Source organism: Halorubrum aquaticum, from assembly GCF_900113615.1.
Taxonomy (GTDB): domain Archaea; phylum Halobacteriota; class Halobacteria; order Halobacteriales; family Haloferacaceae; genus Halorubrum; species Halorubrum aquaticum.
Genome location: NZ_FOPZ01000019.1, coordinates 24,664 through 47,958 on the forward strand (window position 1 = coordinate 24,664; position 23,295 = coordinate 47,958).

Below are 23,295 nucleotides of genomic sequence, written 5' to 3' on the forward strand. Positions count from 1 at the left end.
CCCGCGGGCGACCCGCTTGCGGGTATGTCAACCGCGGATCGGGAGACGGTCACGGGGGTTCCGCCCGGGATCGCGGCGGCCCGCGAGGAGCTCACGCCGATGCTCTCACAGTACGCGGAGCTGTGTGCCGCCCACGAGGACGCCCTCGTCCTCTTTCAGGTCGGCGACTTCTACGAGGCGTTCTGCGAGGCCGCCGAGGCCGTCGCGCGCGTGTGCGAGGTGACGCTCACCGAGCGCTCGGACTCGACCGGCGACTACCCGATGGCCGGGATCCCCATCGACAACGCCGCCTCCTACCTCGAGGCGCTGCTCGACGCCGGCTACCGCGTCGCGATCGGCGACCAGGTCGAGGACGCCGAGGCGGCCTCCGGGCTCGTCGACCGCGCCGTGACGGAGGTGATCACGCCGGGAACCGTCGTCGAGGACGACCTGCTGGAGTCGGGAACGACCAACTACGTCGCCGCGGTGACGCGCGAGGAGGGTGACCCGGCCGAGACCGACCGCGAGCTGGGTCCGACCCTCGGGCTCGCCGCCGTCGACGTCGCCACCGGCGAGTGTCTCGTCACCGCTGGCGACCCCGGAACCGTCGCCGAGGAACTCGACCGGATCGCGCCCGCGGAGGTGATCGTGGGGCCGGGTGTGGCCGGTCCGGATCGCGGCGACGGACGTATCGCCGACGGTCGCACAGCCGCCGGCGACCTCGACGGGTTCGACCCCGCCGCCGGCGACCCGGACCGGACGGTCCACGGCCACGACCCCGCCGCCTTCGAGCGTCGGGCCGCGATCGATCGGCTGGAACCGTACGTCTCCGCGCCCGAACGTCGGTTCGGCGGGGACGCGGAGCTGCGCGCCGCGGGCGCGGTGTTGGCGTACGCGGAGTACACCCAGGGCGACGACGGCCCCCTCGAGTACGTCTCGCGGGTCCGGCGGTACGACCCCCGCGACCGGCTGCGGCTCGACGCGGCGGCCCAGCGGAGCCTCGAACTCTTCGAGAACCGCGGGCTCGGCGCGAGCGACACGCTGTTCGACGTCCTCGATTCGACGAACTGCGCGCTCGGCCGCCGGTGTCTCGAGCGGTGGCTCCGCCGCCCGCTCGTCGACGCCGAGGCGATCCGGTCGCGACACGACGCGGTCGGCGAGCTCGCGGACCGGACGCTCGTTCGCGAGGGGATCGCCGACGCGCTCGCGACCGCCTACGACCTCGAACGGCTGGTGGGGCGGGTCTCCCGCGGCCGCGCCGACGCCCGAGACCTCCGGTCGCTTCACGCCACGCTCGCGGTCGTCCCCGAGTTGAGGGCGACGCTGAACGAGGGAGAGGGTGAAGTGGGCCCCGAGGAGCTCCCCCGAACCGACCACCTCCGTGCCCTCCGCGACCGCCTCGACGAGTTGGCGGAGGTCCGCGACCTGATCGACTCGGCGATCGCGTCGGATCCGCCCCAGGAGATCACCGAGGGCGGCGTGATCGCGGGAGGGTTCGACGACGACCTCGACGACCTCCGCGCGACCGAGCGCGAGGGCCGCGAGTGGATCGCCGACCTGGAGGCGCGCGAGCGCGAGCGCACCGGGATCGACTCGCTGTCGGTCGGGCACAACCAGGTCCACGGCTACTACATCGAGGTGACCGACGCCAACCTCGATCGGGTCCCCGACGACTACCGCCGCCGGCAGACGTTGAAGAACAGCGAGCGGTACTACACGCCGGCGTTGAAGGAGCGGGAGGAGGAGATCGTCGGGGCCACGGAGCGCGCGGACGCCCTGGAGTACGAGCTGTTCGCCGAGGTCCGCGATCGGGTCGCCGAGGAGACCGAACGGGTCCAGGCGCTCGCGGACGCGCTCGCCGAGCTGGACGCGCTGGCGTCGCTCGCGGCGGTCGCCGTCGAGAACGACTACGTTCGACCCGAGGTCGTCGACGACCCCGACGCGGGCATCGAGATCGAGGGGGGCCGCCATCCGGTCGTCGAGCGCGCCGAGGAGTCGTTCGTCCCCAACGACGCGGACCTCCCGCGGGGGTCGATCGCGGTGATAACGGGGCCGAACATGAGCGGCAAGTCGACGTACATGCGGGCGGTGGCGCTCGCCGTGGTGCTCGCCCAGACCGGCTCGTTCGCCCCCGCACAGACCGCCCGGCTCCCCGTCTTCTCCCGGCTTTTCACCCGGGTCGGTGCCTCCGACGACATCGCCGGCGGGCAGTCGACGTTCATGCGCGAGATGAGCGAACTCACCGAGATCCTCCACGACGCCGGGCCGGACTCGCTCGTCCTCCTCGACGAGGTCGGCCGCGGCACCGCCACCACCGACGGCCGGGCGATCGCCCGGGCGGCCGCGGAGTTCGTCCACGACGAACTCGGCGCGACGGCGCTGTTTGCCACCCATTACCACGACCTCACGGACCTCGCCGCGGAGCGCGAGCGCGCGTTCAACCTCCACTTCACCGCCACCCGCGAGGACGGCGAGGTGACGTTCCTCCACCGAGTCGTCCCCGGCGCGTCCTCCTCGTCGTACGGCGTCGAGGTGGCCGAGCTCGCGGGCGTGCCGGCCGCGGTCGTCGAGCGCTCGCGCGACCTCGTCGCCGAGACCGACTCCGCCCGCGAGACCGACTCCGCCCACGAGACCGACTCCCCCATCGGATCCGATACCGGAACCGAGACCGACCCCGACGCGGAGGACGTCTCGCTTCGCGAGTTCCTCGCGGAGGAGGAGGTCGACGACCTCCCGGCGATCGAGTCGGCCGACGATCCGATAGCCGACGATCCGGCGGCCGACGATCCCGCACCCGATCCGGATGCCGACCCCGCCGCCGACCGCGACGCGAACCATTCCGCCGATCGCGACGCGAACCCCGCCGCCGACGAGCCGGCCGACACGGTCGACGATTCGACCGTCGCCGATACGGCCGAGGACGCGACGGACGACCTCCCGCCGTCGGTCGCCGCGAGGCTCCGCGATCTGGACCTCGCGCGCACGACCCCGATCGAGGCGTTGAACGCGCTTCACGACCTCCAAACCCGGCTCGAGAGCGATGACGACTGAACGGAAACGGGAAGGGGGAGGGAGCGACTCCGAAGGCGACACGGGGGACGAGGCTCCCGACCGCGTCCGCCGGCTCGACCCCGCCACCGTCGACCGGATCGCCGCCGGCGAGGTGATCACCCGGCCCGCGCGGGTCGTCGCCGAACTGGTCGACAACGCGCTCGACGCGGGGGCCTCGCGCGTCGAGATCACGGTCGACGGCGACGGCACGGACCGGATCCGGGTCGCCGACGACGGTCGCGGCATGGACCGCGCGGACGCCCGACTCGCCGTCGAGCGACACGCGACGAGCAAGCTCGCGCCCGACGCGGACCCCGTCGGCGTCGGCTCGCTCGGGTTCCGCGGGGAGGCGCTCGCGGCCATCGCCGACGCCGCCCGCCTCGAGGTGACGACGGACGACGGCGGCGGGGGCGACGTCGCCGACGCGGTCGGGACGCGGGTCGTCGTTGGCCCGCGGAGCGACGGGGACGGGGACGACGCGCCCGACGTGTCAGACGCCGGGCGCGCCCGCGGAACGACCGTGGTCGTCCGCGACCTCTTTTCCACTCGGCCGGCCAGACGGGAGTCGCTCGCCGGCGCTCGCGCCGAGTTCGCGCGGATCTCCGCGCTCGTCGCCGACTACGCGCTCGCGAACCCGGAAGTCGCGTTCACGCTCGAACACGACGGGTCGACGACGCTGTCGACGCCCGGAACCGGGGTCGTCGACGCGCTGTTCGGCGTCTACGACCGGGAGACCGCGAGCCAGTCGACGGAGGTGTCGGCGAGCGTCGGGATCGAGAAGGGAGGGATCACCGTCGACGTCTCCGGCGCGCTCGCGTACCCCTCGGTCACCCGCGCCGCGAGGGATCACCTCCGAGTCTCCGTGAACGGCCGACCCGTGCGCGACGATCGGCTCGCGGGCGCGGTGCGGGCGGGGTACGGTCGACTGCTGCCGGACGGCCGAGAGCCGGTGGCCGCCGTCGACGTCGCGGTCCCGCCCGAGCGCGTCGACCCGAACGTCCACCCGGCGAAACGCGAGGTGGGGCTCCAGGACGCCGACGCGGTCGCCGAGGCGGTCGAGTCCGTCGTCTCTGACGCGCTCACCGGCGCGGACCTCCGGCGGAAGGCGACCGTCGACACCGACCTCGAGACCGCGCTCGAGCCGGTCGGCGAGGACGACGGCTCCCGGTCGGCGGCGTTCGCGGACACGGAGCCGATCGGGACGTTCCGCGACCTCTACGCGCTCGTCGAGTCGGGCGACGAGCTGCTCGTGATCGACTCCCACGCCGCCCACGAGCGCGTGAACTACGAGCGGCTCGCCCGCGCGTTCGAGGACGAGGCCGTCCCGACCGCCGCCGTCGACCCGCCGGCGACGCTGTCGCTGTCGGCCGGGGAGGCCGCGGCCGCGGAGGCGCACGCCGAGACGCTCGACGCGCTCGGGTTCGAGACCGAGCCCTTCGGCGGCGGGACGATCCGGGTGCGGACGGTCCCCGCCCCGTTCGGACGGACCGCCGACCCGGACTCGCTGCGCGACGCCCTCGCGGCACTCTCGGAGGGGGAGTCGCCGCGCGACGCTCGCGAGCGGCTTCTGGCCGACCTGGCGTGTCACCCGTCGCTGAAACGGGGTGACGCGATCGACCGGACCGCGATCCGCGCGCTGCTCGACCGGCTCGACGAGTGCGAGCGCCCCTTCGCGTGCCCGCACGGCCGGCCGACGGTGCTCACGGTGGACGAGGCGACGTTCGCCGCCGGGTTCGAGCGGGACCGGTAGCCGGAACCGTTTTGGCTCGCTCTCCCCTCCGTCGGTCCGTGCCGCTGGAGTCGAACGCGCGGATCGTGGGCGAACTCGCCAGCCGCGGCTACAACGCCGAACGCGAGGCCGTGACCCTCCTGGCCGGTGCCGACGACGCCGCCGCGGCGCTCGAGGCCGCCGTCGAGGCCGCACCCGACGACGCGCTCCGGATCACGACCGACCACGTCCGCGCCGCCCTCGACGATCACGGACCCGTCTCGAACGACGACTCGGACGGTGTTCCGTCCGGGCAACCCCCCGCTACGCCCGCCAACGACGACGGATCTCCAGTTGAAACGAAGGGGTCAGGGGTCGCGGACGAGACGGAGCCGACCGCGGGCGTCGGCGCCGACGAGCGACCCGGAGTCCGGGAGGACCGCGACGGCCACCGCGACGCCAACCACGACGGCCACCGCGACGCCAACCACGACGGCCACCGCGACGCCGACCACGACCGTGACCCGTCCCGCCGCGAGCTCGCGGTCGGCAACGACATGACCGGCCACAGCACGGGGACCGGCGAGTACGCCGACTTCGTCCGGACGTTCCGCGACCGCTACGAGCGGCTCTCCGGCCTCCTGCGCGGCCGCGTCAACCACCGGCCGGCCGAGGCGATCGCGGACATGCCCGGCGGCAGTGACGCCGCGATGATCGGCTTGGTCAACGACGTACGCTCCACCAAGTCGGGCCACTGGCTGATCGAGCTCGAGGACACCACCGGGACGTTCCCCGCCCTCGTGATGAAGGACAAGGGGCTCGCCGACGTCGTCGACGAGATCCTCATGGACGAGTGTCTCGCGGTCGAGGGGACGCTCGCGGACGACTCGGGGATCCTCTTCGCGGACTCGCTCCACTTCCCCGACGTCCCGCGCACCCGCGTCACCGGCGGGGCCGACCGCCACGTCCAGGCCGCGCTGATCTCCGATATCCACGTCGGCAGCGAGGAGTTCGTCGCCGACGCCTGGAGCCGGTTCACCGACTGGCTCCACACGCCGGAGGCCGCGCCCGTCGAGTACCTGCTCATCGCCGGCGACATGGTCGAGGGCGTCGGCGTCTACCCCGACCAGGACGAGGAGCTGGACGTCGTCGACATCTACGAGCAGTACGAGCTGTTCGCGGAGTACCTCAAGGAGGTCCCCGCCGACACCGAGATCGTGATGATCCCCGGCAACCACGACGCCGTCCGGCTCGCGGAGCCGCAGCCCGGGTTCAACGACGAGATCCGCGAGATCATGGACGTCCACGACGCGCGGATCGTCTCGAACCCCGCGACGGTCTCCGTCGAGGGCGTCGAGGTGTTGATGTACCACGGCGTCTCGCTCGACGAGGTCATCGCCGAGCTACCGGAGGAGAAGGCCAGCTACGACGAGCCACATAAGGCGATGTACCAACTCCTCAAGAAGCGCCACGTCGCCCCGCAGTTCGGCGGACACACCCGCGTGGCCCCCGAGGAACGCGACTACCTCGTGATCGAGGACGTGCCGGACGTGTTCCACACCGGCCACGTCCACAAGCTCGGCTGGGGGAAGTACCACGACGTGCTCGCGGTCAACTCCGGCTGCTGGCAGTCACAGACCGACTTCCAGAAGTCCGTCAACATCGACCCCGACGCGGGTTACGCGCCGATCCTCGACCTCGACACGCTGGAGATGACGGTCCGGAAGTTCACCTGAGGATCCGCGTCGCCCGCGCGGTCGCGGTCCGCATCGGCGTCCGCACGTTTATCCCCGAAACCGAAGCCAGAGCCGGCGTGACCTGATCGTCGCCCGCGGCGCACTGGACGGGAGCGCGACGCCCCGCCGCGGGACCACGTGACGCCCCGCGTCGCCTGTTCGCCATCACTCCCCGAACGACGTTCACCGATCCGGCCCAGCCGACGCTCACCGGTCTATCTCGACCCGCCCGCTCGTCGCGTCGTTGAGCCGCTCGACCAGCTCGTCGACGTCGCCCACCGGCATCCGAAGGTCGAACCGGACCCGCTCGTCGTAGTCGGCGTCGAACTCGACGCCCGTCGACTCGATCACGCCGCGAACCGTCCCGGAGTCGTCGTAGTCGGTCCGCACGACCAGCCGGCGGTGCGGTCGTTCCTCGACGACGCCCGCCTCGTCGACCGCGTCCTTGACGGCCCGCGAGTACGCGCGGGCGAGCCCGCCCACCCCGAGGTTCGTCCCGCCGTAGTACCGCGTGACCACGCTGGCGACGTTCCGGAGGTCCCGCTTCTCGAGGACGTTCAACGCCGGCTTCCCCGCCGAGCCGCTCGGCTCGCCGTCGTCGTCGCCGTACTCGCGGAGCATGACCTCCGATCCGGGCGTCCGTTCGGAGGCCTCGCCCGCGGGCACCCGGTAGGCCGGGACGTTGTGCGTCGCGTCCGCGTACTCGGCCCTGACGGCCTCGATGAACGCCTCGGCCTCCTCGACGGTGTCGGCCGGCGCGACGTGACCGAGGAACTCCGAGCCGCGGACCTCGAACGTCGCCGTCGCGCGCCCCGCGACCGTGCGGTAGGTGTCGCTCACTGTCCGTCGATCCGGGGCTCGAGTAATAAGTCGTGTCGGTCAGCCGTCCTCCGACTCGCCGCCGTCCGGCTTGCTCCCCTCGGACTCGTCGCCCGCTCGACGAGCCACGACGACGCTCGTCGGCGGCGCGAGCCGGTAGAGCGCCAGGAACGCGGCCACGCCGACGACCTCGGCCGTCTTCCCGACGATCGCCAGCGGATCGGCCGAGAGCGCCGCGGCTGTCCCCCCGCCGTGCCAGGCCACGTAGCCGACGAGGTAGGCGGCGAGCGTCCCCGCGCCGAGCGCGTACAGCCGTCGGTACTCGTCGGCTCGCAGCGTCGCGGCCGCGACGACGGCGGTGAAGGCGGCCGCGAGGACGAAGACGTACGGCCGAGGGTCGGCGGAAGCAGCCGGTTCGACCAGCCGCGGCCACGCCCACAGCAGGTGGGTCGCCGCGCTCACCGTCGCCGCTTGGACGGCCACGAGCCGGAACGCGCGCTTCCGGCCGCTGCTCCTCGAACCGGATCCGTCCGTCCGGATTCCGTCTCCTGCCATCCGATCACTCCCAGGGATGCCGCCCGGGAGCGTCGGGCCACAGCGGGTACCAGTAGGACTCGTCGTCCTCGAGTCCGAGCTCCCCGTCGAGGACCGACTGGAGCTTGAACTCGGCGCGCTGGTTCCGGTCGCTCGTTCCGTCGGGCGCGAACGGGTAGTACGCTCCGCGGCGGAACGAGTAGATCCAGTAGGCACGGCCGTCGTCGTTCTCGAAGCCGAAGACGGCCGCGAGGAGCCGCGAGCCGAACCCTTCCTCGATGAACTGGTCGGCAGCGAAGTGGACGCTCGTCACGAGATCCTCGGGGTCGTCGTCCTCGAGGACGAACCAGTGGTAGCCGTGGTCGTCCTCGTGGCGGTGAAAGCCCGTCCCGGTCTCGATCTCGCCGGCCGCGAGGATCTCCTCGACCATCGAGACCGCGTCGTCGAAGCGGGTGCTGTCGACCCCGGAGAAACAGAGCGCGGCCTCGCCGGCGTGGTCGTAGCCGAGGTCCGCCTCCATCGTCACGTACGCCGTCGACATCCCGAAGAGGTCCTCGGGGTCGGCCTCGCGGGTCGCGTCCGTCTCGGCGCTCGTCCCGAACACGGCGCGGATCGTATCGAAGATGCCCATCGGTTGGGTTCCCCTAGGCGACGGGGGGTTTAGGGCGTTTCTCCCCGGTCGAGGAACCCCAAGACGCCGCGGGCGTTCAGGCTCGCCTCGGCGCGGGCGCGCTCGGGGTTCCAGAACTCGATGTCGCTGCTCGCCTCCTCGAAGTGCTCGACGACCGCCTCGTCGTCGCCCAGTTCCTCGCGTTTCGCCCGGACCGCCTCCACCCATTCGACGTACGCCCGCTTCGCCTCCTCGATCAGGTCAGGGTCGTACTCGCGCGGGCCGAAGTGGCCGAAACAGAGGTACTCGGGCTCCAAGTCGGCGATCGACCCGAGGTCGCGAAGACATCGGTCGAGGTCGAACTGCGGCGGCGGGGTCGTCTGGCGGACCACGTCGACCGCGGGGACGTAGATCCCGGCGGCGTCCGCGGTGAAGACGACGCCGACCTCCGGGTCGTGATACACCGCGTGGTGGGGAGCGTGTCCCGGCGCGTCGTGGACGACGAGCTCGCGGTCGCCCAGATCGATCCGGTCGCCGTCGGCGAGCCCCGTGATCCGCTCTTCGGGGACGGGTTCGGGGTCGTCGTAGTACTCCCACTGCTCGCGGACCGCCGATTTCGTCCCGGCGACGAGCCTGTCCGGATCGACGAGGTGTCGTACCCCTCGCTCGGGGACGGCGACCTCGGCGTTCGGGTACCGCGCCGCCAGGTGGCCCGCGCCGCCGGCGTGGTCGAGGTGGGCGTGCGTCGGGACGATCCACGCGAGCTCGTCGGGTCCGATCCCGACCTCCTCGATCGTCTCGAACAGCGTCTCCCGGTTCGCGCCGGTCCCGGTGTCGATCACGGCGGGACGCTCGGCGTCGTACACGTACACCGACCCGTACTCGTCGGTGTCGAACATCCCCGTGTCGTGGACGTACAGGTCCGGCACCCCGCGCACCGGCTCGAACTCGCCAGCGTTCATACGGGCCCGCCGACGCCCAGGGACTTTTACGGATCGGTCGGTGGTTCCCGCTCCCGTCGATCGCCTCCGATGTCCTCCGGACGGTTCGTGCGGGGGCTTATGGTCGCGCCGGCCCTCTCACGGGTATGCGCGTTCTCGTCACCGGCGCGACCGGGTTCGTCGGACGCCGGCTCGTCCCGGCGCTTCTCGACCGCGGTCACGAGGTCGTCACGCTCGTCCGCGACGCGACCGATTACGCTCCGTCGCCCGGCGTCCGCGTCGTCGAGGGCGACCTGTTGGAGCCGGAGAGCCTCCCGCCGGCGTTTCGATTCGACGGCGAACCCGTCGACGCCGCCTACTACCTCGTCCACTCGATGGACGGCGGCCCCGGCTACGAGGAACGGGATCGGAACTGCGCGCGCAACTTCGCGGCGGCCGCGAGCGCGGCCGGTCTCTCCCGGGTCGTCTACCTCGGCGGACTCGGCGAGGACCGCGACGGCCTCTCCGAACACCTCCGGTCGCGCCGCGAGGTCGAACGCGTCCTCGCGGAGGGATCCTACGCGCTGACGACGCTGCGTGCCGCGATCGTGATCGGCGCGGGCAGCGCCAGCTTCGAGGTGATCCGCGGGCTCGCGAGCCGGCTCCCGGTGATGGTCACGCCCAAGTGGGTCGACACGCCGTGTCAGCCGATCGCGATCGACGACGTGGTCGCCTACCTCGCCGGGACGCTCGAGGTCCCAGAAACCGCCGGCGAGACCTACGAGATCGGCGGTCCAGAGGTGTTGACGTACGCGGAGATCCTCCGGCGGACCCGCCGGCAGTTCGGTCGCAGCCTCCGGATCGTCCGCGTGCCCGTGTTGAGTCCGGGACTGTCCGCGCGGTGGCTCCGGCTCGTCACCGACGTCGATCCGTATCTGGCTCGCTCGCTCGTGGAGGGGCTCCGCAACACGGTCGTCGTCGACGACGACCGGATCCGCGAGCTCGTTCCCGTCGAGCCGACCTCGTTCGACCTCGCGGTGGCCCGCGCGCTCGACGCCGACGACTCGACCGAGGCGTCCGCCGTCGGGGGGGAGGCGACCTCGTGAGCCGGAGATACGGGGAGACGTGGGTATACGAGAGTCTCGTCGGCGGGATCCCCGGGCTGGCGATCTCGCGACGGGTCGCCGTCGCGATCCAGTTCGCCCTCTTCGAGGCGGCAGTCCTCGTCCTCGGCTGGTACTACGGGCTGTGGAACGCGGTGCTCGCGGGGACGGTCGCGGTGCTCGTGGCCGCGGTCGGCAGCGTCGAGATGCACCGGCTCGGCGAGAAGAACCGGCTGTTATCGACGCCGCCGGAGCACAAGCGGCTGCTGTTCGGGTCGAGCATCGAGATCGTGTTGGGCGTGCTCGCGTTCATCGCGCTCGTGACGTACCTCTTCGTCTGGGACGGGGCGCTGCTCGGGCGGCTGTTCGGCGCGCGTCCGCCCGCGCCCGTCGTGTACGTGACTCTGCTCGTCCTCTGGGACCTCACCTACCGGATCGGGACCTCCTGGTGGAGCGCGGTCGTCGCGCTCTGGCGAGCGGTCCACGTCGACTTATCCCCGAACGAGGCCGCGATCGCTCGGCGTCTCGACGCGGAGAACGTCGCGTTCTCGGCGATACAGCTGGGACTGGTTCCGTTCCTCCTCGAGGAGCCGATCCTGCTCGGCGCGGTCGTCGGGCACGTGCTCGCCGTCGCGGTCGTCTGTTCGGCGGCGATCATCCTCACCCGCGGGTGACTCTCGAACGAACTTCGGAAAAGGCCGGGGCGTCTCAGTCGCCTTTCATCTCCTGGAACTTGTCGAGGAGTGCCTCCGCGGAGTCGCCGGAGTCGTACGTGAGGGAACCCGAATACTCCGGTCGCTCGGCGTCGAAATCTGCGTCGACGGCACTCGTCTTCTGCTCACGACGCTCGTGTTCCGCTTCGTCATAGGCACCCATTGACATGGTACGCCCTCACTTAGCAACTCTCGTACATATACCTGTCGGCGAATTCGCGTACGTTTCTCATTCATGATATTTCAACGGTCGACCGTCGACGTGTCGACCGATCCACCGGAAACCCTTAGCCGAGGCGTGCGGTAGCGAACGCGTGGCACAACCGCTCCGATTCAGGCGCGCGCCCGGCCGGTGGGACGCGAACCGGGTCCGCTCGCGGATCGAACGCCCGCTCGACGAGAACCTCGGCGCGACCGCGAGCGATCCGTGGTACAAGCCGCCGTCGCGGTTCGACGCCCGGCGCTTCGACATGGACGACGGCTCGTGGGCGCTGTTCTGTTGGACCGACGACGACCCCGACCCGCCGGCGGACGCGAGCGGCGGCCCCGCCGGCTACTGGCTCGGCAACACGGAGACGCCGAGCGACCTCTGGCGAACGGAGAAGTACGGCTTCGATGAGGTCGCCTATCCCGTCTCCAGATGGGCCCAGCGCGAACTGCTCGCGGGGCTTCACGACGACGAGCCCTGGCTCGCCGACTACCCGCACGTCTCGTGGTTCTTCCTGCCGGTGTTCTGCTCGAAGGACGGCGCGGAGACGACCCGGGCGTTCTTCCGCGACCACGCCGCCGGCTTCCCCGACGCGACCCGCGAGGAGGGAACCGGCTACGTCGAGCGGCTCCTTCACCCCGGGACCCTCGACGAGTACCGCGAGACGATGGCGGGCAAGCTCGGCACGTCGACGTCGATGGACCTCGTGCGGATGAGCGCGACCGTCGCGGAGTTCACGGCCGCGAAGCTCCTCTCGGACGCGGGGTACGCGATCGTTCCCGAGATCGAGGTGACGACCGGCCACTCGCTCGACTTCCGCGCGACCGACCCGGACACGGGAACCGCCTCGCTCGTCGAGGTGACCCGCCCGCAGCCGGTCGCGACCCGGGCGGCGAGCGGTCCGGTCGCCGCCGTCCGCGACACGGTCGAGACGAAGACCAGCGGCCAGCTGGAGGCACACGGCGGCGGTGCGACCCTCTTCGTCGACTGCTCGTCGTTCCCCGACGACGACTGGGCGGCGGTCCGCGCGGCGCAGCCGGACGTCCGCCACCGGCCCGCGGTCGTCCTCCGCGCCCGGCCGAGCGGCCGGATCGAGGCCTACCGGAAGGGGTCGGTGCCGCTGGACCTCTCCCCGGCGGTCGAGTGGATCGACTGAGCCCGCCAAAACGTACCACGTCGGTCAGTATACCGCCTTTTGTCGTCGGGTAACGACCGATCTCCTGAGCGGTGGCACGCCTCCGAGCGCCCGAAGGGGGCGAGGAGCCCGTGAGGGAGTTGCGAGCGCTTGAAAAGCGCGAGCAACGAGGCTGGGGAGGTGTGAGGTGCGGGTGCGGCGCTGTGCGGGGTGGGAATCAAAGGGGCAGTCGCCGGCGGCTTCGCCGCCGGCTGCCAGAGGCGCGGAGCGCCTCGCTGTCGCGAGGGCGACGGCGGCCGAAGTAAGCACCGCAGCGAGCGAAGCTCTCTCGTCATCGCCAGAAATCGGAGATTTCTGGCGAGCAGTCAGAACGCGACGCGTTCTGACGACATCACGAAAGGCGCAAAGCACCTTTCGAACGACAACGAGGCCCCCGAGCCGTCGCGGCTGGGGCTTTGGACGTGTTCACCGCGCCGGCAACCGTCTCCCATTCATCACCCCGATCTCCATCGAAACGTCCGTACCACTAGCACGCTCGATCGAGCAGTAGGATCGCCGACTCACGGGGTGAGACATCCGGTAGGAATCACCACCCGGCGGACGAACGGAGTCGAACTCAGTCGCCGTCGCCGTCCCCGCCCTCGGCGTGACTTCCGTCGTCAGCATCGTCCTCGTCGTCAGCAGCGTCCCCGCCGTCGTCCCCCTCGTACATCCGGCGCGTCAGTTCGCGCGCCTCCTCGACGGCGGCGGCCGTCTCGGGGTCCATCCCGCCGGAACCGCCGCCGTGACCGCCGCCGTGCTCGTGGGCGGAACCGTGCCCGTGCGCGTGACCCTCGTGACCATCGTGACCACCGATCCCGGCGTCCACCGCCGGCCGGCCGCGGTCGGTCGTGTCCTCGAACACCTCGTGGTACTCGGCGGGCTCGGCGTGGCCGACGACCTCCTCCGCGAGCCCCGCGGGGTCGGCCGTCCGCCAGTCGGGGGCGTGGTCGTCGAGCCACGCCTCGTGGTCGTCGCCGTGGAGCATCGCCGTGAACGCGAGGTGGTGCGCCAAGTGCTCGCCGTCGCGCTGCGGGGTCGCACACACCGGACACGCGTATCCCATTCGTGTCGCCGGATACGGGCGTGAGCGGTAAATCGGCGTCGGAAGGGCGTCGCCCGCTCGGACGGACACGGGGCGACCCGGATCGGGGGGATGGGGGTCCTGACGCCACCATAACAGCAACTTTATCACTCGCACGGGGCGAAAATCCGGGTAAGACTGCTCCGTTAGGAGGAAACACAGTGACCCAAGCCAACACACAACCGGAGGTGAACATCGGTCTCGTCGGTCACGTCGACCACGGGAAGACGACGCTCGTACAGGCGTTGTCCGGCTCGTGGACCGACCAGCACAGCGAGGAGATGAAACGCGGGATCTCGATCCGGCTCGGGTACGCGGACGCGACGTTCCGCCGCTGTCCCGGCGTCGACGAGCCCGAGTGTTACACGACCGAGGAGGAGTGTCCCGACGGTTCCGAGAGCGAGCCGCTGCGGACCGTCTCGTTCGTGGACGCGCCCGGCCACGAGACGCTGATGGCGACGATGCTCTCGGGCGCGTCGATCATGGACGGGGCCGTCCTCGTCGTGAGCGCGACGGAGGACGTCCCGCAGGCACAGACCGAGGAACACCTGATGGCGCTCGACCTCATCGGGATCGAGAACATCGTCATCGCCCAGAACAAGGTGGACCTCGTCGACCGCGACCGTGCCGTCGACAACTACGAGCAGATCCAGGAGTTCGTCGAGGGGACCGTCGCGGAGGGCGCGCCCATCGTCCCCGTCTCGGCGGGACAGGAGGTCAACCTCGACCTGCTCATCCAGGCGATCGAATCGGAGATCCCGACGCCCGAGCGCGACCCCGACGAGGACGCCCGGATGTTCGCGGCCCGCTCGTTCGACATCAACCGTCCGGGCGCGACCGCGGACGAGCTGAAAGGCGGCGTCGTCGGCGGCTCGCTCGTTCAGGGCGAGCTGTCGGTCGGCGACGGCCTCGAGATCCGCCCCGGCCGCGAGGTCGAGGAGGAGGGGCAGACCGAGTGGCGATCCCTCGAGACCTCGATCCGGTCGCTTCAGGCGGGCAGCAACGACGTCGAGAGCGCCCGTCCGGGCGGCCTGCTCGGCGTCGGAACTGGACTCGACCCGAGCCTGACGAAGGGCGACGCGCTCGCCGGGCAGGTCGCCGGCGAGCCCGGAACGCTCCCGCCGACCCGACACGAGTTCGAGATGCAGGTCGACCTCCTCGACCGCGTCGTCGGCAAGGAGGACGACGAGAGCGGCGAGAGCGACATCGAGGAGATCTCGACGGGCGAACCACTCATGTTGACCGTCGGCACCGCGACCACCGTCGGAGCCGTGACGAGCGCGCGCGACGACGAGTGTGAGGTCAGCCTCAAGCGACCGGTATGCGCCGAGGAGGGCGCACAGATCGCGATCAACCGCCGCGTCGGCGCGCGATGGCGGCTGATCGGCGTCGGGACGCTGTCGTAACGTGTCCGACGAGAACCCCGAGGGCGAGACGCGCCCCGTCGTCGCGCTCGACGCGAGCGCGCTGATGGCCCCGGTCGAGGCGAACGTCCGGCTGTTCGAGGAGCTCGACCGGCTCCTCGGGAGCTACGATCCGGTCGTGCCCTCGTCGGTCGTCGAGGAACTCGACGGGATCGGATCGGGCGCGGGGAAGGCGGCGACCGCGGCGAGCGTCGGCGCGGACCTCGCGGACCGGGCCCGGACGGTCGAGGTCGACGGGGCGTACGCGGACGACGCGCTCGTCGATCTCGCTCGAGCGGGCCGGGCCGGGTACGTGGTAACGCTCGATAGACCCCTCGTGGAACGGGTACTGGACGCGGACACACCGGTAATCTGTTTACGGGGGCGGAACACACTCACGGTAACGGACCCGTAGCGGAGACGGGAAGACGGGCATCGGCGGCCGATCGGGTCGGCGACCGCCCGCGATCGGAAAGGCACCGGCGGAGAAACGACGGACGAGAACGCGCGAGCGGACGACGGACGCGACACGCGGACACACGCGATCACACAAACCCCACGCACATGTACAAACGAGTTCGACTCAAGGACACGGTCGAGGTCCCGCCGGAGCATCTGGCGGACGTCACCGACGAACGGGTGAAGGCCCTGCTTCAGGACAAGCTGGAAGGACGAATGGACGAGGACGTCGGCAGCGTCGTGAGCGTCATCGAGGTCCACGACATCGGCGAGGGCGCGGTCCTCCACAACCGTCCCGGCGTCTACTACGAGGCCGAGTTCGACGCGCTCACCTTCGACCCCGACATGCAGGAGGTCGTCGACGGGACCGTCGTCGAGACGGTCGAGTTCGGCGCGTTCGTCGGGATCGGGCCGGTGGACGGGCTGCTCCACGTCTCGCAGATCACCGACGAGTACCTCACCTTCGACGGGGCGAACCAGCAGCTGGCCTCCTCGGACTCGGATAAGAGCCTCGGCGTCGACGACGCGGTCCGGGTGCGGGTCGTCACGAAGAGCGTCGACGAGCGGAACCCCCGCGACTCGAAGATCGGGCTCACCGCCAAGCAGCCGGGGCTCGGTAAACACGACTGGCTCGAGAGCGACCGCCGGCGGCGAGCCGAGGCGGGCACGACCGGGGAGGACGACTGATGGCGGAGGATCGGCTCGCGTGCCGCGAGTGCCACTACGTCAACGACCCGGACGCACAGACCTGCGAGCTCTGCGGCTCCTCCTCGCTGACGGAGGACTGGGCCGGATACGTCATCGTCACGAACCCCGAGGAGAGCCAGATCGCGGAGGAGATGAACGTCTCGAAGCCGGGCTCGTACGCGCTGAAGGTCCGGTAGTCACCGAAGGTTCCGTAGTCACCGAAGATCCGGTAGTCGCCGCGACGCCACGTCGCCGCCGAAACCGTCCGGATCCGCTCTGCCGAGTTCGCGGAGTCCTCCGCGTGCCACGCCACGGCTGGCGCACGATCACACGATTCTTCATACGACGACGCCGTACGGGTCGGTATGCCGAACCCGATCCTCACCCTTCCCGACTCGCTTCGTGACGCGTTCAAAGAGCCGATGGGTCCGGTGACGACCGACGCCGACACGCTGCTCGCGGCCGCGGCCGAAACCCGCGAGGAGTACGGCAGACCCGACGCGCCGGTCGTCGCCGTCGGCGACGTCGTCACGTATCACCTCCGGGAGGCGGGCCGCGTTCCGGACATCGCGCTCGTCGACGGGAAGACCGAGCGGGAAGCCGTCCGGACGGAGGTATCGGAGGCGCTCGCCGCCGGGAGGGAGAAACGCGTGACCGTCGAGAATCCAGCGGCGACGCTCACGGTCGCGCTTCTCGAGGCGCTCGCCGATGCGCTCGCGGACCCCGATCCCGTCACGATCGAGGTCGACGGCGAGGAGGACCTCGCCGCGCTGCCGGCCATCCTCGCGTCTCCCGACGGCGCGAGCGTCGTGTACGGCCAGCCCGGCGAGGGGATGGTTCGGGTCGAAGTCTCGCCGGAGAGCCGGGAGCGGGCCCGCGAACTCTTCGAGGGGCTCGACGGCGACGTCGACGGCGCGTTCGACGCGCTCGGAGCGAGTTCCGGGTCCGACTCGACGGAGGAGGAACCCCGATAGCGACGACGGGTCCTCGATGCGGGCGACGGATCCTCGATGAGGAGTATGGTGGCGACGATCCCCGACGGCGGTTCACGTCACGGATTCGGTCCGGAGCGGAAGTGTTCGTACCCGATCGAGAGGTTCCGTATCGGACCGAGGATCACCGTACCGGAGCGGGTTTCACGGCGTTGACGCCGAGAGTTCCAGTGGAAGAGCAGGGGTTCGAGAGAACGGACGTGAACCGACCGAGCGGGAACGAACGACCGGGCGCGACCGACCGGGGGAAGCGACCGACCGGATGGGAACGCCGCTTCCGGGAGAACCCTCCGGACGGCCCTCCACACGCTTCGAAATCCTTTTACAGCGTTCGGGGGGTAGTACACGTAACTGAACCATGGACGTCGACATCATCTCCGAGGAAGAAAACCCCATGTTGCACCGGACGGACATCCGATTCGAGACGGTCCACGACGAGGCCACCCCCTCCCGGCTCTCGGTCCGCGACTCGCTCGCCGCCAAGCTCGACAAGGCCTCCGAGGAGGTCGTCGTTCACGAACTCGACACGAAGTTCGGCATGCGCAAGACGGTCGGCTACGCGAAGGTGTACGACTCCGCCGCGGACGCGCTCGACGTCGAACAGGACTACATGCTCGAGCGGAACAAGATCGGTGCCGAGGGCGACGACGGCGAAGAGGCCTGAACCGCCGATCGAATGCGGGTTCTCGGTATCGAAGGGACGGCGTGGTGTGCGAGCGCCGCCCTCCACGACGCCGAGACCGACTCGACCTTCATCGAATCCGATCCCTACGAACCCGATAGCGGCGGCATTCACCCGCGCGAGGCCGCGGAGCACATGTCCGAGGCGATTCCCGAAGTCGTCGGGACGGTGCTGGACGCCGCCGAAGCGGAGTACGGCCCGGACGCGATAGACGCCGTCGCCTTCTCGCGAGGCCCCGGCCTCGGCCCGTGTCTCCGGACGGTCGGGACCGCCGCGCGCTCGCTCGCCGGAGCGCTCGACGTGCCGCTCGTGGGCGTCAACCACATGGTCGCACACCTCGAGATCGGCCGCCACGAGTCGGGATTCTCGAACCCGGTGTGTCTGAACGCCTCGGGCGCGAACGCCCACCTGCTCGGCTATCACGACGGGCGATATCGGGTCCTCGGCGAGACCATGGACGCCGGCGTCGGCAACGCGATCGACAAGTTCACGCGACACGTCGGGTGGAATCACCCCGGCGGGCCGAAGGTGGAGGCTGCCGCCGCGGAGGTCTCGGGAGCCGGCCGGGGATCCGAAGCCGCCGACCTGCTGGAGCTGCCGTACGTCGTCAAGGGGATGGACTTCTCGTTTTCGGGGATCAGCTCGGCCGCGAACGACGCGTACGACGACGGCGAGCCGCTCGAGAGGATCTGTTTTTCGCTTCAAGAGCACGTCTTCGCCATGCTCACGGAGGTCTCCGAGCGCGCGCTCTCGCTGACCGGGGCCGACGAACTCGTGTTGGGCGGCGGCGTGGGCCAGAACGACCGGCTCCGCGAGATGCTCGCGGAGATGTGTTCGGCCCGCGGCGCGTCGTTCCACGCGCCCGATCCGCGATACCTCCGCGACAACGCCGGGATGATCGCGGTGCTCGGCGCGAGGATGGCGGCGGCGGGCGACACCCTCGAGATCCGCGAATCGCGGATCGACCCGAACTTCCGGCCGGACCAGGTGCCGGTGACGTGGCGGGACGAGGAGTCGTCCGTCGCTCGGGTCGGAAACGGAGGCGGGGGCGACCACGACCGGGAAAGCCACCACGACCGCGAAGGCGATCGTGATCGCGCGAGAGACCGCGATCACCGAGGAGCCGAGGCGGTCGTCGACGTCGTCGATGCCGGTTCTACCGGCGATCTCATCGGAAAGACGGTCGAGGGTCCGATCGTTCGGAAGCGTCGGATCCTCAAGGAGTATCGGCATCCGGCGTTGGACCGTTCGATTCGGCGGGATCGGACGGTCGCCGAGGCCCGGTTGACGAGCGAGGCACGGCGGGCCGGCGTGCCGACGCCGCTCGTGTACGACGTCGACGTGCCGGAAGCGACGCTGACCCTCCAGTACGTCGGGGATCGCGACCTCGCGGCGATCCTCCATCGAGGCGGTGAGAGCAGTGAGAGCAGTGAGAGCGGCGGGAGCGACGGGAGTGACGAGGGCCGATCGGACCGGACGCTTCGGGCGGTCCGCTCCGTGGGTCGACACCTCGCACGGCTCCACCGTGCGGGATTCGTTCACGGCGACCCTACGACGCGAAACGTCAGGGTCGGGAGCGGGAGATCCGGCTCCGAAGGGGATCGGGGCGGCGATCCGGCCCCCGATCCGACGTACCTCATCGACTTCGGACTGGGGTATCACACCGGACACGTGGAGGACCACGCGATGGATCTCCACGTCTTCGAGGGGTCGGTGACCGCGACGGCGACGGACTCCGATCGGCTCGTCGACGCGTTCGAGGACGGATATCGGGAGGAGGGCGACGAGGTGGTCCTCGATCGGCTCCGCGAGGTGCGGCGTCGAGGGCGATATCGCTGAGTGGCCCCCGTCGACACGATTTTTATGCCCGGAGCGTGAGGTACGGGTATGGGAGACAAACCGTCGTCGGGAGAGATACTCGGGATCCCGTACAACTTCGATCGACCGAGCCTCGGTCGGCTCCTCTCGTCGTACTGGCAGCCCGAAGAGGGAATGTTGGTCGAGAAGCCGTTCGGGATCGGCTACACGCTGAACCTCGCGAACTGGCGTTCCTGGGTCGTTCTCGCGGTCGCCGGCGGACTCTACTGGCAACAGAAGGGTTCGGAGGCGTCCACGGCCGGATCGACATCGAGTGAATCCGAGAGCGACGACGCTGGCCCGGTCGAAGTGATCGTCGACGACGACTGAGACCCGTCGGAACTCGTGATCAGAGACTGACCTCGTGACCGGAGCGTCAGTCTCCGGTCGAGTTTTCGCCGTGGCTGATTCGACGTCATCACGTTCGTTTCGAGTGCGGTCGAACGACAGTTGTTTCCAGTCACGGTCGAGCGACGGGTCGGCGGCCCGTCGGCCGCCGACCCGGAAACTTATGACTGGAAGCCGCCAAAGCCGGCATGATGGACCCCGAAGATCGGCCGGCGTCGAGCGGGGACGACCCGACCGTCGACGGTCCGGCCGGTGACGGATCGGATACCGACGATCCGTTCGATGGTGACCTCGATGTCGATCCGGACGGCGACGATCCGGTCGGTGGCGACCCGGATGTCGACGATCCGGCCGACGCCATGCCGATCGGAGAGAGCGGGAGCGGTGAGGAGGATCCGGGACTACTCTACCGATTCCGTCACGACATGAATGGGCCGCTCATGTGGCTCCGTGAGATGCTCTCCAGCGTCGCGGTCGTGCTGTTGATCGGGTTGATCCTGTTCGCCGTCAGCGGGGTGTGGCCGCCGATGGTCGCGGTCGAATCGCCGAGCATGGAGCCCAACATGAACACCGGGGATCTCGTGTTCGTCACCGAACCCGGACGACTCGCGCCCGACGTCTCCGACAACGATATCGGCGTCGTGACCCACGAGGCGGGCGAGGAGAACGGGTACCGAACGTTCGGCGACCACGGATCGGTCGTGATCTATCAACCGCCCGGACGACAGGCGTCGCCGATCATCCACCGGGCGATGTTTCACGTCGAGGAGGGCGAGAACTGGTACGACCGGGCCGATGACCGGTACCACAACGCCGACGGCTGTGCGGAGCTCCGGAACTGTCCCGCGCCACACGCCGGGTTCGTCACGCTCGGCGACAACAACCAGCAGTACGACCAGGCCAACGGCCTCGCCGAGCCAGTCGCCGCCGAGTGGGTGACCGGCGTCGCCAGGATCCGGGTGCCGTACCTCGGCTACGTCCGGCTGATCACGACCGGACAGGCGGAGGTGAGCGACGTGCTCGGGACCGTCGTCGTGTCGTCGGCGATCGGATCCGGGGGCAAACTCGAGAGTAGATCCGGGGTCGACGAGGGTCGAACGCCGGGCGTGGAGAGTCGAACGCCGAGTGTGGAGGGTCGAACGCCGGGCGTGACGTCGGCGACTCGCGCCACGTAGGCCGCGGGTGGAGAGTTAGGCCGCGGGGAGATCGACGGTCTCAGTTGTCGAAGCGGGCCTGGACGAACGGCTGTGCGTTCTCGATGTCGCCGAGCCGCGAGTCGGACAGGAGGACCGCCTCGGTCTCCTCGACGGGCACGGAGAGTCCCATCTCCTTGGTCCGACCGTAGCGTCCCTTCGAGACGACGACCGCGTTGACGATCCCCAGCATGTCGAGTTCGCTGATGAGGTCGGTGACGCGGCGCTGGGTGAGCACGTCGGCGTCGATCTCCTCACAGAGCCGCTTGTAGATGTTGAACACCTCGCCGGTGTTGATGTTGTGGACGCCGTTCTTCTCGAGGAGGATCACGGCGAACAGGACGATCTTGCTCTGTGTCGGGAGCGTTCGGACTACCTCGACGACGCGGTCGAGCTCGATCTTGTCCTGGGCCTGTCGAACGTGCTTCTCCGCGACGATCTCGGCTTGCGAACGCTCGGCGAGCTCGCCCGCGGTCCGGAGGAGGTCGAGCGCGCGACGCGCGTCCCCGTGTTCCTGGGCGGCGAAGGCCGCACACAGCGGGATCACGTCGTCGGTGAGCGCGTCGACCTTGAACGCGATGTCGGCGCGGTGCTGGAGGATGTCCCGGAGCTGGTTGGCGTCGTACGGCGGGAAGACGATCTCCTCCTCGCCGAGGCTGGATTTGACCCGCGGGTCGAGGAAGTCGGTGAACTTCAGGTCGTTCGAGATCCCCATGATCGAGATACGGGAGTTGTCGAGCTCGGAGTTCATCCGCGAGAGGTTATACAGGGTGTCGTCGCCGGACTTCTCGACGAGCTTGTCGATCTCGTCGAGCATGATGACGACCACGCGCTCGTGGTAGTCGACCGCGTCGAAGAAGGTCGTGTACACGCGGTCGGTCGGCCATCCGGTCATCGGGACCTCCTCCATCTCCTCGGCGTCCTCCCGTAAGCGGTCGATCCGGGCTCGGATCGATTCCCGGCTGGAGAACTCGGTCGATTCGAGTGCGGTCGGGTCGTCGGCGGCGGCCTCCTCGAGTTCGCGGTACCGTTCGAGGCGATCGGAGATTATCCGCTGGTTCTTCTCGATGAAGGTGTTCGCGAGCTGTGCGAGCACCCGGTACTGGGTGTCCGTCACCTCGCAGTTGATGTACTCGACCTCGCAGGGAACGTCGTACTTCTGGGAGGTGGACTCGAGTTCCTGAGAGACGAACTTCGCGGAGGCGGTCTTTCCGGTTCCCGTCTTCCCGTAGATGAGGATGTTGGAGGGGGTCTCCCCGCGGAGCGCGGAGACGAGGATCGTCGCCATTCGGTTGATCTGATCGTTGCGGTGAGGGAGTTCGTGTGGGGTATACGAGGGACGGAGGACCTCCTTGTTCTCGAAGATCGGCTCGCCGGAGAGGAGGTCGTCGAAGAGTCCCTGGTTGTCGTCATCGTCGTCGAGGACGACGCCGTCCAGGTCGACGTCGGTGGACGACCGATCGCGGCTTCCGGCGTCGAAATCGCCGTCTCGGTCGGGCTCGTTCGAGGCGATTTCGCCGAGATCCTCGTCGGAATTTCGAACGGAGGAGAGCGCGTCTGTGGCCGTGTCGCTTGGAGGAGGGTCCGAATCGGCGTCGTCGGTACCGGAATCAGCGTTATCGGTACCGGAATCGCCGTCGTCGGTGTCTCGTTTTCCGGTCCCGTGTTCGTCACCGGTCTCGTGTCCGTCACCGACGTCGTGTCCATCGGCTCCTGGTCCCTCCCCCTTCTCCGGATCGCTCGTGTGCGACGTGTGTTCCTCGTTGTCCATTTGTACCCCTATGTTTCAGGTGGAGACAGCACCCGCACGAGTAGAGAGATGCCGGATACGTCCGAAACGGCCCGATCAGGGGACGTCTCGACGTGCGAGTGTGTCCAATTGATGCAGTCGAACCAGATGAAGACGTGCTACAAAAGTGTTCCTCTCCGAACTAGACCTCGACGGGAACTGTTCGATGTTCGTGCGGAAAGGATCCCGGATCGCTCCTGTCTCGGTAGCGTTCGTTTTTCTCGATCATTGACGTTCCCGTCGGCG

Annotated in this window: 22 protein-coding genes; 15 read left to right on the top strand and 7 right to left on the bottom strand. The window is 69.6% G+C overall.

Annotated features, from left to right (window positions below; translation table 11 throughout):
* Window positions 1-24: 24 nt before the first annotated feature.
* The 3 genes from mutS to F3H10_RS13405 are packed head-to-tail and all read left to right on the top strand — an operon-like array spanning window position 25 to window position 6,474.
* A complete protein-coding gene (gene mutS / locus F3H10_RS13395; RefSeq protein ID WP_149785264.1) occupies window positions 25-3,030 on the top strand; it encodes a DNA mismatch repair protein MutS in 3,006 nt (1,001 codons plus the stop codon).
* Window positions 3,020-4,780: a DNA mismatch repair endonuclease MutL gene (gene mutL, locus F3H10_RS13400; protein ID WP_149785265.1), complete on the top strand. Its 1,761-nt coding sequence runs from the start codon at window positions 3,020-3,022 to the stop codon at window positions 4,778-4,780. The genes mutS and mutL overlap by 11 nt, the downstream gene beginning before the upstream one ends.
* Window positions 4,781-4,818: 38 nt before the next feature.
* Window positions 4,819-6,474 carry a DNA-directed DNA polymerase II small subunit gene (locus F3H10_RS13405; protein ID WP_149785266.1) on the top strand — a complete coding sequence of 552 codons (1,656 nt, stop codon included), beginning with the start codon at window positions 4,819-4,821 and terminating at the stop codon, window positions 6,472-6,474.
* 207 nt (window positions 6,475-6,681) lie between these two features.
* On the opposite strand, the gene F3H10_RS13410 is transcribed toward F3H10_RS13405, so the two are convergent.
* The 4 genes from F3H10_RS13410 to F3H10_RS13425 are packed head-to-tail and all read right to left on the bottom strand — an operon-like array spanning window position 6,682 to window position 9,399.
* Window positions 6,682-7,314 carry an IMPACT family protein gene (locus tag F3H10_RS13410; RefSeq protein WP_142473259.1) on the bottom strand — a complete coding sequence of 211 codons (633 nt, stop codon included), beginning with the start codon at window positions 7,312-7,314 and terminating at the stop codon, window positions 6,682-6,684.
* 39 nt (window positions 7,315-7,353) lie between these two features.
* Complete coding sequence (locus F3H10_RS13415; protein WP_149785267.1) at window positions 7,354-7,848, bottom strand: hypothetical protein; 495 nt, start codon at window positions 7,846-7,848, stop codon at window positions 7,354-7,356.
* Window positions 7,849-7,852: 4 nt separating this feature from the next.
* The gene (gene pspAB, locus F3H10_RS13420) at window positions 7,853-8,458 is read right to left on the bottom strand and encodes a PspA-associated protein PspAB (RefSeq protein WP_149785268.1); all 606 of its coding nucleotides are present in this window, start codon (window positions 8,456-8,458) and stop codon (window positions 7,853-7,855) included.
* 29 nt (window positions 8,459-8,487) lie between these two features.
* Window positions 8,488-9,399, bottom strand: a complete 912-nt coding sequence (locus F3H10_RS13425; protein ID WP_149785269.1) for an MBL fold metallo-hydrolase — start codon at window positions 9,397-9,399, stop codon at window positions 8,488-8,490.
* Window positions 9,400-9,524: 125 nt separating this feature from the next.
* Between F3H10_RS13425 and F3H10_RS13430 the strand changes: the two genes are divergently transcribed.
* Both F3H10_RS13430 and F3H10_RS13435 read left to right on the top strand, forming a co-directional pair.
* Window positions 9,525-10,463, top strand: a complete 939-nt coding sequence (locus F3H10_RS13430) for an NAD(P)H-binding protein (protein WP_149785270.1) — start codon at window positions 9,525-9,527, stop codon at window positions 10,461-10,463.
* On the top strand, window positions 10,460-11,134 hold the full coding sequence (locus F3H10_RS13435; protein WP_149785271.1) for a DUF7530 family protein: 675 nt from the start codon (window positions 10,460-10,462) through the stop codon (window positions 11,132-11,134). The genes F3H10_RS13430 and F3H10_RS13435 overlap by 4 nt, the downstream gene beginning before the upstream one ends.
* A 34-nt stretch (window positions 11,135-11,168) precedes the next feature.
* Here F3H10_RS13435 and F3H10_RS16130 read toward each other — a convergent pair whose 3' ends face one another.
* Window positions 11,169-11,336 (bottom strand): DUF5786 family protein, encoded by a 168-nt coding sequence (locus tag F3H10_RS16130; RefSeq protein WP_223174319.1) that lies wholly within the window; start codon window positions 11,334-11,336, stop codon window positions 11,169-11,171.
* Between the two features lie 151 nt (window positions 11,337-11,487).
* Here F3H10_RS16130 and F3H10_RS13440 point away from each other — a divergent pair, with 151 nt between their 5' ends.
* Window positions 11,488-12,537: a DUF5784 family protein gene (locus F3H10_RS13440; RefSeq protein ID WP_149785272.1), complete on the top strand. Its 1,050-nt coding sequence runs from the start codon at window positions 11,488-11,490 to the stop codon at window positions 12,535-12,537.
* 595 nt (window positions 12,538-13,132) lie between these two features.
* Here the strand turns inward: F3H10_RS13440 and F3H10_RS13445 are convergent.
* On the bottom strand, window positions 13,133-13,621 hold the full coding sequence (locus F3H10_RS13445; RefSeq protein WP_149785273.1) for a DUF5810 domain-containing protein: 489 nt from the start codon (window positions 13,619-13,621) through the stop codon (window positions 13,133-13,135).
* Window positions 13,622-13,800: 179 nt separating this feature from the next.
* On the opposite strand from F3H10_RS13445, the gene F3H10_RS13450 reads away from it, so the two are divergent.
* The 9 genes from F3H10_RS13450 to F3H10_RS13490 all read left to right on the top strand — a co-directional run bounded on the left by F3H10_RS13450 (window position 13,801) and on the right by F3H10_RS13490 (window position 21,242).
* Window positions 13,801-15,045, top strand: coding sequence for a translation initiation factor IF-2 subunit gamma (locus F3H10_RS13450; RefSeq protein WP_149785274.1), 1,245 nt, complete (start codon window positions 13,801-13,803; stop codon window positions 15,043-15,045).
* 1 nt (window position 15,046) lies between these two features.
* The gene (locus F3H10_RS13455; RefSeq protein ID WP_149785275.1) at window positions 15,047-15,457 is read left to right on the top strand and encodes a twitching motility protein PilT; all 411 of its coding nucleotides are present in this window, start codon (window positions 15,047-15,049) and stop codon (window positions 15,455-15,457) included.
* A gap of 149 nt (window positions 15,458-15,606) precedes the next feature.
* Entirely contained in the window at window positions 15,607-16,188 is a 582-nt protein-coding gene (locus F3H10_RS13460; protein ID WP_122105530.1) for a DNA-directed RNA polymerase, read from the top strand.
* Window positions 16,188-16,385, top strand: a complete 198-nt coding sequence (gene spt4 / locus F3H10_RS13465) for a transcription elongation factor subunit Spt4 (protein ID WP_066412722.1) — start codon at window positions 16,188-16,190, stop codon at window positions 16,383-16,385. Before F3H10_RS13460 ends, spt4 begins: the two co-directional genes overlap by 1 nt.
* 180 nt (window positions 16,386-16,565) lie before the next feature.
* Window positions 16,566-17,162 carry a GTP-dependent dephospho-CoA kinase family protein gene (locus F3H10_RS13470; RefSeq protein WP_149785294.1) on the top strand — a complete coding sequence of 199 codons (597 nt, stop codon included), beginning with the start codon at window positions 16,566-16,568 and terminating at the stop codon, window positions 17,160-17,162.
* 376 nt (window positions 17,163-17,538) lie between these two features.
* On the top strand, window positions 17,539-17,844 hold the full coding sequence (locus tag F3H10_RS13475) for a 30S ribosomal protein S24e (protein WP_149785276.1): 306 nt from the start codon (window positions 17,539-17,541) through the stop codon (window positions 17,842-17,844).
* A gap of 12 nt (window positions 17,845-17,856) precedes the next feature.
* Window positions 17,857-19,701: a bifunctional N(6)-L-threonylcarbamoyladenine synthase/serine/threonine protein kinase gene (locus F3H10_RS13480; RefSeq protein WP_149785277.1), complete on the top strand. Its 1,845-nt coding sequence runs from the start codon at window positions 17,857-17,859 to the stop codon at window positions 19,699-19,701.
* 48 nt (window positions 19,702-19,749) lie between these two features.
* On the top strand, window positions 19,750-20,049 hold the full coding sequence (locus F3H10_RS13485) for a DUF5808 domain-containing protein (protein ID WP_149785278.1): 300 nt from the start codon (window positions 19,750-19,752) through the stop codon (window positions 20,047-20,049).
* A gap of 209 nt (window positions 20,050-20,258) precedes the next feature.
* Window positions 20,259-21,242 (top strand): S24/S26 family peptidase, encoded by a 984-nt coding sequence (locus F3H10_RS13490; protein WP_394349715.1) that lies wholly within the window; start codon window positions 20,259-20,261, stop codon window positions 21,240-21,242.
* A 40-nt stretch (window positions 21,243-21,282) separates the two neighbouring features.
* On the opposite strand, the gene F3H10_RS13495 is transcribed toward F3H10_RS13490, so the two are convergent.
* Complete coding sequence (locus F3H10_RS13495; protein ID WP_223174317.1) at window positions 21,283-23,031, bottom strand: Cdc6/Cdc18 family protein; 1,749 nt, start codon at window positions 23,029-23,031, stop codon at window positions 21,283-21,285.
* Between the last annotated feature and the right edge of the window lie 264 nt (window positions 23,032-23,295).

Coding starts and splice junctions, on each gene's coding strand:
- mutS (WP_149785264.1), top strand. CDS start 25: ATGTCAACCGCGGATCGGGAGACGGTCACGGGGGTTCCGCCCGGGATC.
- mutL (WP_149785265.1), top strand. CDS start 3,020: ATGACGACTGAACGGAAACGGGAAGGGGGAGGGAGCGACTCCGAAGGC.
- F3H10_RS13415 (WP_149785267.1), bottom strand. CDS start 7,848: ATGGCAGGAGACGGAATCCGGACGGACGGATCCGGTTCGAGGAGCAGC.
- pspAB (WP_149785268.1), bottom strand. CDS start 8,458: ATGGGCATCTTCGATACGATCCGCGCCGTGTTCGGGACGAGCGCCGAG.
- F3H10_RS13425 (WP_149785269.1), bottom strand. CDS start 9,399: ATGAACGCTGGCGAGTTCGAGCCGGTGCGCGGGGTGCCGGACCTGTAC.
- F3H10_RS13430 (WP_149785270.1), top strand. CDS start 9,525: ATGCGCGTTCTCGTCACCGGCGCGACCGGGTTCGTCGGACGCCGGCTC.
- F3H10_RS16130 (WP_223174319.1), bottom strand. CDS start 11,336: ATGGGTGCCTATGACGAAGCGGAACACGAGCGTCGTGAGCAGAAGACG.
- F3H10_RS13445 (WP_149785273.1), bottom strand. CDS start 13,621: ATGGGATACGCGTGTCCGGTGTGTGCGACCCCGCAGCGCGACGGCGAG.
- F3H10_RS13460 (WP_122105530.1), top strand. CDS start 15,607: ATGTACAAACGAGTTCGACTCAAGGACACGGTCGAGGTCCCGCCGGAG.
- spt4 (WP_066412722.1), top strand. CDS start 16,188: ATGGCGGAGGATCGGCTCGCGTGCCGCGAGTGCCACTACGTCAACGAC.
- F3H10_RS13475 (WP_149785276.1), top strand. CDS start 17,539: ATGGACGTCGACATCATCTCCGAGGAAGAAAACCCCATGTTGCACCGG.
- F3H10_RS13480 (WP_149785277.1), top strand. CDS start 17,857: ATGCGGGTTCTCGGTATCGAAGGGACGGCGTGGTGTGCGAGCGCCGCC.
- F3H10_RS13485 (WP_149785278.1), top strand. CDS start 19,750: ATGGGAGACAAACCGTCGTCGGGAGAGATACTCGGGATCCCGTACAAC.
- F3H10_RS13490 (WP_394349715.1), top strand. CDS start 20,259: ATGGACCCCGAAGATCGGCCGGCGTCGAGCGGGGACGACCCGACCGTC.
- F3H10_RS13495 (WP_223174317.1), bottom strand. CDS start 23,031: ATGGACAACGAGGAACACACGTCGCACACGAGCGATCCGGAGAAGGGG.